Source organism: Dyella sp., from assembly GCF_035685805.1.
Classification (GTDB): Bacteria; Pseudomonadota; Gammaproteobacteria; order Xanthomonadales; family Rhodanobacteraceae; genus Dyella_A.
Map to the genome: position 1 here is coordinate 47,788 of NZ_DASSAB010000032.1, position 14,638 is coordinate 62,425.

Consider the following 14,638-nt stretch of genomic DNA (forward strand, 5'->3'; position numbering starts at 1 on the left):
GGTCGATCGATTGCCTGCATCGCCTCACACCGCCGCGATGCGTTCGCGCCACTGGCGCGTGCGGGCGAGCATTCCTTCCACATCCATGCCCACCAGTTCGCGCCCGGCCAGCTTGCGACGTCCGGCGATCCACACGTCCGTCACCTGATGACGGCCGGTGGCGTAGACCAGCTGCGAGGCGACATGGAACAGCGGCTGGGTTTCCAGGTCGCTCAGGCGCACGGCAGCGAAGTCGGCCTGCTTGCCGACCTTGATCGAGCCAACCTTGTCTTCCAGGCCCATCGCGCGGGCCGCGTTGAGGGTGCCGGCGCGCAGCGCCGAGGCGGCGTCGAACGCGGCGGCATCCTGCGCCACCGCCTTGGCCAGGATCGCCGCCGTGCGCATCTCGCTGAACATGTCCAGGTCGTTGTTGGAGGCGCAGCCGTCCGTGGCGATGGCGAGGTTGACGCCTGCGCGACGGAATTTCTCGGCAGGGCAGAAGCCCGAGGCCAGCTTGAGATTGGACTCCGGGCAATGCACTACCGATACGCCCGCTTCGGCGCACGCGGCAATCTCGCCGTCGGTTACCTGCGTCATGTGCACGGCGATCAGGCGGTCGTTGACCAGCCCGAGCCGCTGCAGCCGCTGGAAGGGGCGCAGGCCGGACTTCTTCTTTTCTTCCTCGATCTCGTGGGCAGTCTCGTGCGTGTGCAGATGCACCGGGATGTCGAGTTGGTCGGAGAGCACTCGGATCCGCTCGAAACTGGCATCGGACACGGTGTACGGCGCGTGCGGCGCGAACGCCGTGCCCACCAGCGGATCGCCGAGGAAGCTGTCGTGCACCTCGCCCGCGCGCTCGAAGTACTCGTCCTGGGTCTTGGCCCAGGCCGTGGGGAACTCGATCACCGGCAGGCCGACCACGGCGCGGAAGCCGAGCTTGCGATAAGTGGCGCCGATCGCATCGGGGAAGAAGTAGTTCTCGTTGGCGCAGGTGGTACCGCCGCGCAGCATCTCGGCCACCGCCAGCTCGACCCCGTCGCGTACGAACTCCGGCCCGATCACCTTGGCCTCGGCCGGCCAGATGTGCTCCTGCAGCCAGGTCATCAGCGGCAGGTCGTCGGCGAGGCCGCGCAGCAGGGTCATCGGGTTGTGCGTGTGGCTGTTGATCAGGCCGGGAATCAGCGCGTGCTCGCCCAGTTCCACCCGCTCGCGCGGCGCGTAGGCGGCGCGCGCTTCGGCAATCGGCAGCAGCGCCACGATGCGGTCGGCGTCCACCACCACGGCGTGCTGCTCCAGCACCACCGCATGGGGCTCCACCGGCACGACCCAACGCGCCTCGATGACCAGATCAACCGACTTCGGCGGCATGGAACTCATCTTCACCTCACTGTGTCCGGGTGCGCCTGCGGCCATCATGGCCGCTGCACTTGATGCAAATACGACAAGGGGCGGTACCTTGCGGCGCCCGCCCCCATGGTCATCATTCCGACGGAAGCTGGAATCCAGTGAGTGCGATGCTCTCCGCGAAGGGGCTCGGCGTGCTGCGCACAGGTACCTCACTGGATCCCGGCTTTCGCCGGGATGACAAGCCGGCAAAGGCGCGGGCATCGCCCACGCGCCGGCTTGTCACTTGCCGACGCGGCTGTCGTATTCGCCGGTGCGGGTATCGACCTTGATGATCTCGTCCTGGTTGACGAACAACGGCACGCGCACCACGGCGCCGGTTTCCAGCGTGGCCGGCTTGCCGCCGCCGCCGGAGGTATCACCGCGCACGCCCGGGTCGGTCTCGACGATCTTCAGCTCGACGAACTTCGGCGGCTGTACGGCGATGATGCCGCCGTTGAAGAGCGTGACCACGCATTCCTCCTCGCCCTTGAGCCACTTCCACGCGTCGCCCATGGCGGACAGCGTGGCCGGGATCGTCTCGAAGGTCTCCATGTTCATGAAGTTCCACACCCGGTCCTTGCCGATACCGTCGATGAAGGACAGCTGCATGTCGGTGTCGACCGCATCGGCCTCCTCGAACGAGTCGCTGGACTTCAACGTCTGCTCGGTGGTGCGGCCATCCTTGAGGTTGCGGATACGGATGCGGGTGAACGCCTGGCCCTTGCCCGGCTTGATGAAGTCCGCCTCGGTGATGATCCACGGATCGCCGTTGTGGAGGATCTTCTTGCCCGTTTTGACATCGTTGAGGCCAAGGGTCGCCATGCGCTATCTGCTCCAGGGTAAATTCCGCCGCCGCGGGCGGCTAAAATGAATGCTTCGTCGGGCGCCCGGGCCCGATTCACAGGTCCGCCATGATAACCGCAAGCTCCAGCGCCCGCCTATCGTCGCCCGTCCCGGACTGGCGCCAGCTCTGGCGCGAGGCCATCACCGACCCCGCCGAGCTGCTCGCCCTGCTGGGGCTGTCCTCGCTTGCGGCGCAACTGCCTGTCGACGATGCCGGCTTCGCGCTGCGCGTACCGCGCGGTTTCGTGTCGCGCATGCGCCACGGCGATCCATCGGACCCCCTGCTGCTGCAGGTACTGCCCCAGCTGGCGGAGCTTGCGGACGTGGACGGCTACGCCGTGGACGCAGTGGGCGATCTGGGCGCGCGCGAGTCGCAGGGCCTGCTGCACAAGTACCACGGCCGCGCGCTGTTGATCGCCAGCGGCAGCTGCGCGATCAACTGCCGCTACTGCTTCCGCCGACACTTTCCCTACGGCGAGGAGATGGCCGCGGCAGGCCAGTGGCGACGGGCCTTGGAGCACTTGCGCCTGGACACCAGCATCCACGAGTTGATTCTCTCCGGCGGCGATCCGCTGGCGCTGGCCACGGCCAAGCTCGAAGAGCTCAGCCGCGGCCTCGCCGACCTGCCGCACGTGACGCGGCTGCGCATCCACACCCGCCTGCCGGTGGTCCTGCCCGAGCGGATCGATGCGCCGTTCACCGAATGGCTGGGCTCGCTTCCGCTGCAGAAGGTCGTGGTGCTGCACGCCAACCATGCCAACGAACTGGATGCCTCGGTGGACGACGCGTGCGAGCGCCTGCGCGGCGCCGGCGCCACCGTGTTGAACCAGGCGGTGCTGCTGCGCGGGGTGAACGACGCGGCCGACGCGCTGGTCGACCTGTCCGAGCGGCTGTTCGCCGCGGGCGTGCTGCCGTACTACCTGCACCAGCTCGACCGGGTGCAGGGCGCGGCCCATTTCGAGGTCGACGACGCTGCCGCACTGGCGCTGGTGCAAGCCATTCGCGCACGGCTACCCGGTTACCTGGTGCCGCGGCTGGTGCGCGAGGTGGCAGGCGAGCCGGCCAAACGCCCGCTCTGAAAGCGAAGCCGCTCGCCACGCCGTCGCGCCACGCTGGCGGCCACCGCCGGAATCCGTTACAAACCTCGTCTACGCAAGAGCGCCTGCGCCACGCCTCCGCAAGGCACGGCGCCCCACGGACCACCCGGTGCCCATGAAAAAAGACGCCTCCGTTATCCGGATCCTGTTCATCGAGACTTCGGTCGAAGATGCCGAGCAGATCATCAGCCTGCTGCGCAACGGGGGTATCGCGGTACGCCCCGCCCGCGCCACCACCCCCGAGGAGATCCAGGCCGCGCTTGACGAGCAGGCGCCGGACATCGTGCTGTACGACCCGGCGCTGGCGAAGATGACGCTGAGGGAAGTCACCCAGAAGCTGGACGCCAACGGGCGCGACATGGCGCTGGTGGCAATCGTGGCGCAGATGGACAACCAGCTCGTCGCCGACCTGTTCAACGATGGCGTGCGCGGCATCGCGATCCGCAGCCAGACCAAGCAGCTGGCGACGGTCCTGCAGCGCGAGCACGAGGCCCTGCAGACGCGCCGCCAGGTGCGCCTGCTCGAGTCGGCGCTGCGCGAATCGGAGCGCCGCGCGGATGCCCTGCTCGACTCCTCCACCGATCCGATCGCCTTCGTGCACGAGGGCATGCATGTGCGCGCCAACAAGGCCTACCTGGAGACCTTCGGCTACGACGAGTTCGACGACATGCTCGGCCTGCCGGTGCTGGACCTGATCAGCAGCAACGATGCGGAAGGCTTCAAGAACCTGCTGCGCGCCCAGTCACGCAACGAGAAGGCGCCCAACCACATCGAACTGCAGGCCCGACGCTCGGACGGCACCACGTTCCAGGCCACGGTGGAGTTCGCCCACGCCACCTTCGAGGGCGAGCCGTGCCTGCAGATCGTGTTCCGGCGCCAGCAGGTCGATCCGATGCTGATCGAACAGCTGCAGCGCGACCCGGTCACCGGCTTGTACAACCGCGCCCGCACGCTGGAGTGCATCGACGACGCGGTGGCCGCCGCCGCGAAGGGAACCAAGGGCCAGAGCCTGCTGCTGATCGAGCCGGACAACTGGAACAGCATGGTCGACAGTGTCGGCCTGGGACGGGCTGACGAGCTGCTTGCGGCCTTCGCCAACCGTGTCAGCAGCCAGCTCGGCGAAGATGATGTCGCCGGACTGCTGGCCGAGCACACCATTGGCGTGGTGCTGCGCGATCGCAACGACGAGGCCATCAAGGCCTGGATCGGCAAACTGCAGCACGCCATCGCCGACGAGATCTTCGACCTCGGCAGCCAGTCCATCACCGTGTCGACGAGTATCGGTGGCAGCCTGCTGGGAGAGAAGAACGCCAACGCCGAGTTGCTGCTGAACCAGGCCAACCAGGCGCTGCGCAACGTGATCAGCCAGGGCGGTGGCCGGGTGGAGGTACACGACCCGGCGGCACGCGAGAAGGCCGACGAGGAGCGCGAGCGTTACTGGCTGCAGCTGCTGCAGCAGGCCCTGGCGACCGACGGGTTCGTGCTCTACCACCAGCACACCATCAGCCTGCAGGACGCCGAAGGCGAGTATTCGGAGATCCTGCTGCGCATGAATGGTCCGCAGGGCGAGGTGCTGCCCGGGTTCTTCATGCCCATCGCCGAACAGCACGGGCTGACCGTGGCGATCGATCGCTGGGTGCTGAGCAAGGCGATCTCGATCCTGCGCACCCGCGATGGCCAGGGCATCCACACGACGTTCTTCGTCAAGCTCACCGCCGACTCGATCCAGGACCCGACCCTGCTGCCCTGGCTGGGAGAGCAGGTGAGCAAGGCCGGGCTCAAGCACGGACAGATCGTGCTGGAGATGACCGAAAGCAAGGTGGTCACCTTGCTGCGTCCGGCCCACGAGTTCGTCACCGGCTGGAAGAAGCTCGGCGGTCGATTCGCACTGGAGCAGTTCGGCTCCGGCCTGAACTCGTTCCAGCTGCTCACCCATGTGGACGCGGATTATCTCAAGATCGACCGCAGCTATATGGCGCAACTGCCGCAGCACCCGGAAAACCAGAAGAAGATCACCGAGATCTGCCACCAGGCCCGCGAGATGAACCGCATCACCGTGGCCGAGTGGGTCGAGGATGCCAGCAGCACGTCGCTGCTGTTCGCGTGTGGCGTGGACTTCGTGCAGGGCAACTTCCTGCAGGAGCCGCAGCGCCTGATGGCCTGATCGTCCGCGCAGCCCGGCGGCAGCGCTGGCTGCACCGGGACGCCGCCCGCTGCTGATGACGCGCAGCAGGCGAGCATCAAAAAAGCCGCGGGCTGGCCCGCGGCTTTTCTGTTTTGCAAAACCCGCTGGGAGCGAGCGTTTACTCGGCGGCAGCAGCGGCCGCGGCGGCCTTGGAGGCAGCCTTCGCGGCAGCAGCGGCAGCGATGTCTTCCTTGATGCGAGCAGCCTTGCCTTCCAGCCCGCGCAGGTAGTACAGCTTCGCGCCGCGGACCTTGCCCTTGCGCTTGACCGTGACGGATTCGATGGTCGGGCTGTGCGCCTGGAACACGCGCTCGACGCCGGTACCATGCGAGATCTTGCGCACGGTAAAGGCCGAATGCAGGCCGCGGCTGCGCTTGGCGATGACGATGCCCTCGAACGCCTGCACGCGCTCGCGGTTACCTTCCTTCACCTTGACGTTGACCACTACCGTGTCGCCGGGGCCGAAGTCCGGCAGCTGGCGGGTGATCTGCTCGGATTCGAACTGTTCGATGATCTTGTTCATGGCAACACCTGTGTCAAATGCAATAACTGCGGTCACACGTTGGCCGCATCGTTGTGCCGCAGGTACTCGCGGCGGAATTCTTCAAGCAGCGCGGAAGACTCTGCATCCAGGGTCCGCCGCGCCAGCAGGTCGGGACGTCGCAACCAGGTCCGTCCCAGCGACTGCTTCAGGCGCCAGCGGCGAATCGCCGCGTGGTCGCCGGACAAAAGCACTGCCGGCACATCACCCAGTGCGTCGTGCACCGGCTTGGTGTAGTGCGGACAATCCAGCAGGCCGTCCGAAAACGAATCCTGCAGGGCGGACTGCGCATCGTTCAACGCGCCATCCTGCAGCCTTCCCACGGCATCGATCACCACCGCGGCGCCCAGCTCGCCACCCGACAACACATAATCGCCGATCGACAGCTCCTCGTCGACCTCGTGCGCCAGCAAACGCTCGTCCACACCTTCATATCGTCCGCAAATCAGAGCCACACGCGGCAACCTCGCCAGCGCCTCCACCCTGCCTTGCGTCAGCCGCGCTCCCTGCGGACTGAGGTAAATCACGTGCACCGGCTCCGGCGCAGCCTCGCGTACGACGCTCAGGGCCGCGCGCAAGGGTTCGATCAGCATCACCATCCCGGGACCACCGCCGCAGGTGCGGCCATCCACGGTGCGGTAGCTGTCGCGGGCATAGTCGCGGGGGTTCCACGTCTGCACCTGCAACAGATCCCGCTGCTGTGCGCGTCCCACCACACCGACCGCTGCGCACTGCTGCATGAATTCGGGAAACAGCGTGACAACGTCGATCCGCATCAGACCCTCGACTCCGGCGCGTGGCGCGAACTCAGAATTCAGGATCCCAATCCACCACCATACGGCCGCCGTCGAGATCCACCGAATGCACGTAGCGGCCCTGAATGAAGGGAATCAACCGCTCGCGTTCATCGTCACGCACCACCACCACATCGTTGGCGCCCGTTGCGAACAGGTGGCTGACCCGTCCCAACACCACTCCGTCCGTCGTGGTGACCTCGAGGCCTTCGAGGTCGACCCAGTAATACTCGTCCTTGCCGGGCGGCGGGAGCGATTCGCGGGCGACATAGATGTCCTTGCCCACCCACGCCACCGCCTTTTCGCGGCTGTCCACCTGCGGCAACTGGCATACCAGCCCCTTGCCCTGTGGACGCCCCTTGATGCCCGACATCTCCACCATCTCACCCGGCGCCACACTCAGCTGCCAGGGCTGGTAATCGAAGATGCGCGTGCGGGGCTCGGACCAGGATTCGATCTTGAGCCAGCCCTGCACGCCGTACAGCCCGACGATGCGCCCCATCAGGACGCGCCGACCGGCTGTCGCCATACTCAGGCGGCCTGCTGCTTGCCGGCTTCCTTCACCAGCGCAGCGACCTTGTCGGTCAGCTGGGCGCCCTTGCCCACCCATTCCTTCACGCGCTCGACGTTCAGCTCAAGGCGCTTGTCCTTGCCCGACGCAACCGGGTTGTAGAAACCCACGCTCTCGATGTTGCGACCGTCGCGCTTGTTGCGCTGGTCGGTCACGACGACGTGGTAGAACGGACGGCCCTTGGCGCCACCGCGCGAAAGACGAATCTTGACCATAGTAAAAGCTCCAGAGTTGCCGGAATTGCCGGCCGCACGCACGAGACCGTGCGCGGTAAACGCGACATTTTAGCGGGTTTGAGGGAAAAGGGAAGCCCTCGACGACACGCCAATCGAAGCCCCCTCGCCCCACCTCGCACCCGGGAAGATGTAGCGACGAAGCCAGCGTCATCCCCGCGAAAGCGGGGACCCATGTTGACTTTGGTGGCAAGAGCGAAATGGATCCCCGCTTTCGCGGAGATGACGCTCGTCCTGTGGCTGGGTCCGCTCGCGCTGTAGCCACGTCCAGCTGCAGGTGTATCCAAAGGCGCAGAGTCGGACTTGCGCCAGACGCCGTCTCATCAGCGCATCGGCGGCATGCCGCCGCCCATCCCGCCCATGCCCTTCATGGCACCGCGCATCTGCCGCATCAGGCCCTTGGTGCCACCCTTGGCCAGCTTGGACATCATCTTTTCCATCTGCATGTACTGCTTGAGCAGACGGTTGACGTCGGCCGGCTGGGTGCCCGAGCCGCGGGCCACGCGGGCGCGGCGCGAGCCGTTGAGCAGGTCGGGATGGCGCCGCTCCTTCTTGGTCATCGAACCGATGATCGCGACCATGCGCTTCAACTCGCCGTCGTTGACCTTCGACTTGACGCTGTCGGGAATGCTGGACATGCCGGGCAGTTTGTCCATCAGGCCGGCCAGTCCACCCATGTTGTTCATCTGCTCGAGCTGGTCGCGCATGTCGTTGAGGTCAAAGCGCTTGCCCTTCATCACCTTGGTGGCGAGCTTCTGCGCCTTTTCCTGATCGACCTTGCGCTCGACCTCTTCCACCAGCGACAGCACGTCGCCCATGCCCAGGATGCGCTGGGCGACGCGATCCGGATGGAACGGCTCGAGTGCGTCGAGCTTCTCCCCTGCGCCCAGGAACTTGATCGGCCGCCCGGTGACGTAGCGAACGGAGAGCGCCGCGCCGCCACGCGCATCGCCGTCGGTCTTGGTCAGCACCACGCCGGTCAGCGGCAGCGCCTCGGCAAACACCTTGGCGGTGTTGGCTGCGTCCTGGCCGGTCATGGAGTCGACCACGAACAGCGTCTCGACCGGCGTGATCGCGGCATGCAGGGCCTTGATCTCATCCATCATCGCCTGGTCAACGCTCAGGCGACCGGCGGTGTCGACCAGCAGCACGTCGATCACCTCGCGCCGCGCCGCAGCGATGGCCGCCCGGGCGATGTCGATCGGGTTCTGCCCGGCCTCGGAGGGGAAGAAATTCACTCCCACCTGCTCGGCCAGCGTGCGCAGCTGCTCGATGGCCGCCGGACGGTACACATCGCAGCTGACCACCATCACGCGCTTCTTCTTGCGCTCCACAAGGAAGCGCGCCAGCTTGCCGACGGTCGTGGTCTTGCCGGCGCCCTGCAGGCCTGCCATCAACACCACGGCCGGCGGCTGCTGCGCCAGGTTCAACTCGGTATTGACCGTGCCCATGACGGCCGTGAGCTCGTCGCTCACCACCTTCACCAGCGCCTGGCCCGGCGAGAGGCTCTTGATCACCTCCTGCCCGACCGCACGCACCTTGACCCGCTCGATCAGCGCCTGCACCACGGGCAGCGCCACGTCCGCCTCGAGCAGGGCGATGCGCACTTCGCGCAGCGACTCGCGAATGTTCTCCTCGGTGAGCCGCCCGCGACCGCGCAGGCGGTTGACGGTGGTGGACAGGCGTTGGCTGAGCGACTCGAACATGGGGAGAAACCGTGGCGCGGAAAACGACGATTATAGCCAACGCCGCCGTGCCCGCCGCGCGTACGTCGGAATTGTCCTGCTGCCCCGGCGAAACCCCGTGCGATGCCTGCCCGCGGCGACACCGCTGTGCGACACTGCCCGGCCATGACGCTCACCGTGCTCAACCTGCTTGCCATCGCCCTGTACGCCGCGGCCGCCGCGAGTCTTGCCTGGCCCCTGCTCGCTCCTGGACGCGCTCCGGCCGGACGCGGTCCGCTGGCGCTAGGCGCCCTTGCCGTGGCGCTGCATGCGGGGATTCTGCTCGGCATGCACCGTGGCGCGCTGGACCTGCACTTCTTCGCCGCGCTGTCGCTGGTTGCATGTGTGGTCTCGGCGCTGACGCTGCTGGTCAACCTGACCCGCCCCGTAGCGGCCCTCGGTGTGATCGTGTTTCCGCTGGCGGCGCTGCTGGTGGCGGTAGACCGCTTTGTCGCGCCACCGACCATGCCGCAGCCGATGGACTGGCAGATCAAGCTGCACGTCACCGTGGCCCTGATCGCCTTCAGCGTGCTGTCGATCGCCGCCGTCATGGCGATCGGCCTGGCGGTGCAGGAACGGGGCCTGCGCCATCGCCAGTTCGGCCCGTGGCTGCGCGCGCTGCCGCCACTGACACTGACCGAGAACCTGCTGTTCCAGCTGATCGGCGCCGGTTTCGCGCTGCTCACGCTGACCTTGCTCACCGGCTCGCTGTTCGTCGACAACCTGTTCGGCCAGCACCTGGTGCACAAGACCGTGCTGTCGATCGTCGCCTGGCTGATCTTCGGCGCCCTGCTGTTCGGACGCTGGCGCTACGGCTGGCGCGGGCGCCGCGCGGTGAACCTCACGCTGTCCGGCATGGCGCTGCTGCTGCTGGCGTTCTTCGGCACCAAGGCGGTGCTGGAGCTGGTGCTGCACCGCGGTCTCTGAGGTCGACGCGGCGGCGCCGGGGCATCAGCGACAGGCGTCGATCGCTTCGGCCAGACGTTCCACTCCGATCACTTCCATCTCGCCCACGCGAGCCTTCTTCGGCGCGTTCGCCTTCGGCACGATCGCGCGCAGGAAGCCGTGGTGTGCCGCTTCCTTCAGACGCTCCTCGCCGTTGGGCACCGGCCGGATTTCGCCGGACAGGCCCACCTCGCCGAACGCAATGGTCTTCTCCGGCAGCGGCCGGTCGCGCAGGCTGGAGAGCACCGCCAGCAGCACTGGCAGGTCAGCAGCGGTCTCCTGCACGCGGATGCCGCCAACCACGTTGACGAACACATCCTGGTCATAGGCGGCCACGCCACCGTGCCGGTGCAGCACCGCCAGCAGCATCGCCAGCCGGTTCTGCTCCAGACCCAGCGCGACACGTCGCGGATTGCCCAGCGAGCTCTGGTCGACCAGCGCCTGCACCTCCACCAGCAGTGGGCGGGTGCCCTCGCGGGTCACCATCACGGCGCTGCCGGAGGTCGGGCCCGAATGGGTGGAGAGGAAAATCGCTGACGGGTTGGGCACCTCGCGCAGGCCCTTCTCGCCCATCGCGAACACGCCCAGCTCGTTGACTGCGCCGAAGCGGTTCTTGAATGCGCGCAGCACGCGAAAGCGCGAGCCCGACTCGCCCTCGAAGTACAGCACCGCGTCGACCATGTGCTCGAGCACGCGGGGCCCGGCAATGCCGCCTTCCTTGGTCACGTGGCCGACCAGGAACACCGAGGTACCCGTCTCCTTGGCGAAGCGGGTGAGCTTGGCGGCCGACTCCCGCACCTGGCTGACCGAACCCGGTGCGGCCGTAAGCAGCTCGGTCCAGATCGTCTGGATGGAGTCGATCACCAGCACGCGCGGCCGACTCGCGACCGCCTGCTCCAGGATCCGCTCAATGCAGGTTTCGGCCAGGCCGTGCAGTGGTGCCAGCGGAAGATCCAGCCGCTGCGCACGCGACGCCACCTGCGCCAGCGATTCCTCGCCCGTGACATACACGCTGGGCAAGCGCTCGCCGAGGGTGCCGAGCATCTGCAACAGCAGGGTGGACTTGCCGATGCCCGGATCGCCGCCGATCAGCACCACCGAGCCGTCGACCAGGCCGCCGCCAAGCACGCGATCAAGCTCGCCGATGCCGGTGAAGCTGCGTGCCTCGGTGGTCTGGGCCACCTCGGTCAGCGGCGTCACCTTGGGCGCGCCCGCCGCCTTGCCCGCATAGCCCACACTGCGCGAGGCAGCGACCGACTTGGCAGCCGGCTGCAGCACGATCTCGGACAGCGTGTTCCAGACCCCGCATTCGATGCACTGGCCCTGCCACTTGGAATGTTCGGCGCCGCAATCGGTGCAGACGTAGGCGGTCTTGGCCTTGGCCATTGCGGGAGATCCGTAAGCTGGGGAAGAAGGCCGCGAGCTTAGCCCGTGGGCATCGCAGGCCGCGAGACGCTGCGCGGCCGAGGACGTGTCGGCGCAGCACGCACCGATGACCGCGTCAGCCGTCGTCCTCGACGAACAGTACCCGCCGCGTCATGCCGCAGGTGAGGTCATAGCTGATCGTGCCGGCGTGCGCCGCCACGTGCTCGACCGGCAGCTCCGCCCCCCACAGCGTCACCCAATCGCCCACTTTCGCCGCAGGGGCTTCGCGCAGGTCGAGTGTGATGAGGTCCATCGACACGCGGCCGATCAGCGGCACGCTGCGATCGCCCACCCATACCGGCGTGCCGGCAGCAGCGCTGCGCGGGTAGCCGTCGCCATAGCCGATCGCAGCCACGCCCACGGGCATGTCCTGCGGGCAGGTCCAGCTGCCGCCGTAGCCGATGCGCTCGCCCTCACGCACGCGGTTTATTGCGATCAGCCGGGTCGACAGCGTCATCGCCGGTCGAAAGCCGAAGTCGCTGCCGCTCTTGCCATCCACCACCGAGAGCCCGTAGAGCAGCCCTCCGGTGCGCACCCAGTCCGCACGTGACTGCGGCCAACCGAGCGTGGCGGCGGAGTTTGCCAGCGAGCGCGGCCCGGGCAGGCCGGCGGTAGCTGCGTCGAAACGCGCCATCTGAGCGCGGGTAACCGCGCCGTCGAAGACTTCGGACTCGGCGAAGTGGGTGAGCAGGCCGATTTCCGGATCGATGCCGGCCATTGCGGCCAATCGTGCATGCACCTGCGCCACCTGCTCCGGCGCAAAGCCCAACCGGTGCATCCCGCTGTCGATCTTGATCCAGACCCGCAGACGCCCGCGCCGTGGCGACGCCTCGGCCAGCCACTGCAGTTGCGCCTCATGGTGGATCGCTGCATCCAGACCAAGCCGTTGCATCTCGGCGATATCGCCCGCCTGGTCGGGCCCGGAAAGCACAGCAATGTGCTGGCGGTGGCCGGCTGCGCGCAGGCGCAGACCGTCGCCCAGCGCGGCTACGGCAAACGCCTCGGCCTGCTCGTCGAGCGCGCGTGCCACCCGTTCCAGCCCGTGCCCGTAGGCATCGGCCTTGACCACCGCCATCACCCGCGCCGGCGCGGCCGTGCGCTGGATCAGCGCCAGGTTGTGGCGCAGTGCGCCCAGATGGATCGTGGCAACGGTGGTACGGCTCATGGGGTGAGGCGGGAACCGGGGAACGGGGAACGGGGAACGTACGCTTCCGCGCAGCCCTTGCGACGGCCGAATACGGCAACATCGATGATCAGGTCAGGCCAAAAGCGGCGGCGCGCTGCGCACCACTCGTTCCCCGTTCCCCGTTCCCCGTTCCCCACCCTCATCAATCGAACGACCCGACGAACGAATCCGGCGCGTAGTTCTCGAACTTGGTGAGGTGGCCGAGGAAGGTGAGCTTGATCGTGTCGGTCGGCCCGTTTCGCTGTTTGCCGACGATGATCTCGGCCAGCCCCTGGTCCGGCGATTCCTTGTTGTAGTAGTCGTCGCGGTAGATGAACATGATCACGTCCGCATCCTGCTCGATGGCGCCGGACTCGCGCAGGTCGGACATCATCGGCCGCTTGTCGGCACGCTGCTCCAGCGAGCGGTTGAGCTGCGACAGCGCGATCACCGGCACGTTGAGTTCCTTGGCCAGGCCTTTCAGCGAACGCGAGATCTCCGAGATCTCGGCGGTGCGGTTTTCCTTGTTGCCCGGCACCTGCATCAGCTGCAGGTAGTCGATCACGATCAAACCGAGGCCGCCGTGCTCGCGATGCATGCGGCGCGCACGCGAGCGCAGCTCCACCGGCGAGAGCGCCGGCGTGTCGTCGATGAAGATCTTCGCCTCGGACAGGATCGAGATGGCGTTGGTGACGCGCGGCCAGTCTTCCTCGTCCAGATCGCCGTTGCGCAGGCGCTGGGCGTGGATGCGACCGACCGAGGAGATCAGGCGGAACGCCAGCTGCGAGGCGGACATTTCCATCGAGAAGATCACCACCGCCTTCTTGCCGCGCAGGGCGGCGGATTCGGCGATGTTCACCGAGAACGCGGTTTTGCCCATCGAGGGGCGCGCCGCGACGATGATCAGATCCGAGGGCTGCAGCCCCGACGTGAGCTCGTCCAGATCGGAGAAGCCGGTGGAGATGCCGGTCAGCTGACCCTTGTTCTGGTAGCGCTCGTGCAGCATGCGGAAAGCGTCCTTCACCGCCTCGCGCATGGACACCGAATCCTTCTTGCCGCGGGTGCCCGACTCGGCGATCTTGAACACGCCCTGCTCGGCGCGCTCCAGCACCTCCTGCACGCTCTTGCCTTCGGGACGGTAACCGTCCTCGGCGATCGACACGCCAGTATCGATCAGCTGCCGCAGGATCGACTTCTCGCGCACGATGTCCGCATATGCCGAGATGTTCGCCGCGCTCGGCGTGGTGTTGGCCAGCTCGGCCAGGTAGCTCGCGCCGCCCACCAGCTCGGCCAGGCCATTGGCCTCGAACCAGTCGCCCAGCGTGACCGCATCGCACGGCATGCCCTTGTTCGCCAGCTCGTTGATGGCGCGCCAGATCAGGCGGTGATCCTTGCGATAGAAGTCCGCCTCGGCGAGGCGGTCGGCGACCCGGTCCAGCGCATCGGGCGCCAGCATCAGACCGCCCAGCACCGCCTGCTCCGCGTCGATCGAGTGCGGGGGCACGCGCAGGGACTCCACGCTGGAACCGGTGGATTTGCGATCAGGCACAAAGGACATGGATTACTCGCGCAAAGGGTGGCGGCGCAGTCCGCACACCGCGCAAGCATACGCGCCGCCATCGCACGGTACGAGACAACAAGTCTGTGGATAAGCTGTGGTTTGCCGTGGATAAAGCGCGCTGCAGGCGGCCTCTACTCGCCGCGCAAGCGCCCTGTCATGCCGAGCGCCGGGCGAAGCCGCCACGCGCGC

The 14,638-nt window shown here is 67.0% G+C and carries 13 protein-coding genes; 3 read left to right on the forward strand and 10 right to left on the reverse strand.

Annotated features, from left to right (window positions below; all coding sequences use genetic code 11):
* Nucleotides 1-24: 24 nt before the first annotated feature.
* Together VFG40_RS07505 and efp are read right to left on the reverse strand one after the other, a co-directional pair.
* A complete protein-coding gene (locus VFG40_RS07505) occupies nucleotides 25-1,356 on the reverse strand; it encodes a TRZ/ATZ family hydrolase (protein WP_324896529.1) in 1,332 nt (443 codons plus the stop codon).
* Nucleotides 1,357-1,605: 249 nt separating this feature from the next.
* Nucleotides 1,606-2,187 carry an elongation factor P gene (gene efp / locus VFG40_RS07510; protein ID WP_324896531.1) on the reverse strand — a complete coding sequence of 194 codons (582 nt, stop codon included), beginning with the start codon at nucleotides 2,185-2,187 and terminating at the stop codon, nucleotides 1,606-1,608.
* 89 nt (nucleotides 2,188-2,276) lie between these two features.
* Here efp and epmB point away from each other — a divergent pair, with 89 nt between their 5' ends.
* Both epmB and VFG40_RS07520 read left to right on the forward strand, forming a co-directional pair.
* Nucleotides 2,277-3,287 (forward strand): EF-P beta-lysylation protein EpmB, encoded by a 1,011-nt coding sequence (gene epmB / locus VFG40_RS07515; RefSeq protein ID WP_324896533.1) that lies wholly within the window; start codon nucleotides 2,277-2,279, stop codon nucleotides 3,285-3,287.
* 133 nt (nucleotides 3,288-3,420) lie between these two features.
* Nucleotides 3,421-5,469 carry an EAL domain-containing response regulator gene (locus tag VFG40_RS07520; protein ID WP_324896535.1) on the forward strand — a complete coding sequence of 683 codons (2,049 nt, stop codon included), beginning with the start codon at nucleotides 3,421-3,423 and terminating at the stop codon, nucleotides 5,467-5,469.
* 139 nt (nucleotides 5,470-5,608) lie between these two features.
* On the opposite strand, the gene rplS is transcribed toward VFG40_RS07520, so the two are convergent.
* The 5 genes from rplS to ffh form a co-directional block, all read right to left on the reverse strand.
* Complete coding sequence (gene rplS / locus VFG40_RS07525) at nucleotides 5,609-6,013, reverse strand: 50S ribosomal protein L19 (protein WP_324896537.1); 405 nt, start codon at nucleotides 6,011-6,013, stop codon at nucleotides 5,609-5,611.
* A gap of 32 nt (nucleotides 6,014-6,045) precedes the next feature.
* A complete protein-coding gene (trmD, locus tag VFG40_RS07530) occupies nucleotides 6,046-6,807 on the reverse strand; it encodes a tRNA (guanosine(37)-N1)-methyltransferase TrmD (RefSeq protein ID WP_324896539.1) in 762 nt (253 codons plus the stop codon).
* A 31-nt stretch (nucleotides 6,808-6,838) separates the two neighbouring features.
* The gene (gene rimM / locus VFG40_RS07535; protein ID WP_324896541.1) at nucleotides 6,839-7,354 is read right to left on the reverse strand and encodes a ribosome maturation factor RimM; all 516 of its coding nucleotides are present in this window, start codon (nucleotides 7,352-7,354) and stop codon (nucleotides 6,839-6,841) included.
* Nucleotides 7,355-7,356: 2 nt separating this feature from the next.
* Nucleotides 7,357-7,611: a 30S ribosomal protein S16 gene (gene rpsP, locus VFG40_RS07540; RefSeq protein WP_324896544.1), complete on the reverse strand. Its 255-nt coding sequence runs from the start codon at nucleotides 7,609-7,611 to the stop codon at nucleotides 7,357-7,359.
* Between the two features lie 341 nt (nucleotides 7,612-7,952).
* A complete protein-coding gene (ffh, locus tag VFG40_RS07545; RefSeq protein WP_324896546.1) occupies nucleotides 7,953-9,335 on the reverse strand; it encodes a signal recognition particle protein in 1,383 nt (460 codons plus the stop codon).
* Between the two features lie 144 nt (nucleotides 9,336-9,479).
* Between ffh and VFG40_RS07550 the strand changes: the two genes are divergently transcribed.
* Nucleotides 9,480-10,280: a cytochrome C assembly family protein gene (locus tag VFG40_RS07550; protein ID WP_324896549.1), complete on the forward strand. Its 801-nt coding sequence runs from the start codon at nucleotides 9,480-9,482 to the stop codon at nucleotides 10,278-10,280.
* Between the two features lie 24 nt (nucleotides 10,281-10,304).
* On the opposite strand, the gene radA is transcribed toward VFG40_RS07550, so the two are convergent.
* The 3 genes from radA to VFG40_RS07565 form a co-directional block, all read right to left on the reverse strand.
* Nucleotides 10,305-11,684 carry a DNA repair protein RadA gene (radA, locus tag VFG40_RS07555; protein ID WP_324896551.1) on the reverse strand — a complete coding sequence of 460 codons (1,380 nt, stop codon included), beginning with the start codon at nucleotides 11,682-11,684 and terminating at the stop codon, nucleotides 10,305-10,307.
* A 115-nt stretch (nucleotides 11,685-11,799) separates the two neighbouring features.
* Entirely contained in the window at nucleotides 11,800-12,888 is a 1,089-nt protein-coding gene (gene alr / locus VFG40_RS07560) for an alanine racemase (protein WP_324896553.1), read from the reverse strand.
* Between the two features lie 163 nt (nucleotides 12,889-13,051).
* Nucleotides 13,052-14,446, reverse strand: coding sequence for a replicative DNA helicase (locus tag VFG40_RS07565; protein ID WP_324896555.1), 1,395 nt, complete (start codon nucleotides 14,444-14,446; stop codon nucleotides 13,052-13,054).
* Between the last annotated feature and the right edge of the window lie 192 nt (nucleotides 14,447-14,638).

Excerpts from the sequence above, each read along its gene's own strand:
- VFG40_RS07505 (WP_324896529.1), bottom strand. The coding sequence starts at position 1,356 with ATGAGTTCCATGCCGCCGAAGTCGGTTGATCTGGTCATCGAGGCGCGT.
- efp (WP_324896531.1), bottom strand. The coding sequence starts at position 2,187 with ATGGCGACCCTTGGCCTCAACGATGTCAAAACGGGCAAGAAGATCCTC.
- epmB (WP_324896533.1), top strand. The coding sequence starts at position 2,277 with ATGATAACCGCAAGCTCCAGCGCCCGCCTATCGTCGCCCGTCCCGGAC.
- VFG40_RS07520 (WP_324896535.1), top strand. The coding sequence starts at position 3,421 with ATGAAAAAAGACGCCTCCGTTATCCGGATCCTGTTCATCGAGACTTCG.
- rplS (WP_324896537.1), bottom strand. The coding sequence starts at position 6,013 with ATGAACAAGATCATCGAACAGTTCGAATCCGAGCAGATCACCCGCCAG.
- trmD (WP_324896539.1), bottom strand. The coding sequence starts at position 6,807 with ATGCGGATCGACGTTGTCACGCTGTTTCCCGAATTCATGCAGCAGTGC.
- rimM (WP_324896541.1), bottom strand. The coding sequence starts at position 7,354 with ATGGCGACAGCCGGTCGGCGCGTCCTGATGGGGCGCATCGTCGGGCTG.
- rpsP (WP_324896544.1), bottom strand. The coding sequence starts at position 7,611 with ATGGTCAAGATTCGTCTTTCGCGCGGTGGCGCCAAGGGCCGTCCGTTC.
- ffh (WP_324896546.1), bottom strand. The coding sequence starts at position 9,335 with ATGTTCGAGTCGCTCAGCCAACGCCTGTCCACCACCGTCAACCGCCTG.
- VFG40_RS07550 (WP_324896549.1), top strand. The coding sequence starts at position 9,480 with ATGACGCTCACCGTGCTCAACCTGCTTGCCATCGCCCTGTACGCCGCG.
- radA (WP_324896551.1), bottom strand. The coding sequence starts at position 11,684 with ATGGCCAAGGCCAAGACCGCCTACGTCTGCACCGATTGCGGCGCCGAA.
- alr (WP_324896553.1), bottom strand. The coding sequence starts at position 12,888 with ATGAGCCGTACCACCGTTGCCACGATCCATCTGGGCGCACTGCGCCAC.
- VFG40_RS07565 (WP_324896555.1), bottom strand. The coding sequence starts at position 14,446 with ATGTCCTTTGTGCCTGATCGCAAATCCACCGGTTCCAGCGTGGAGTCC.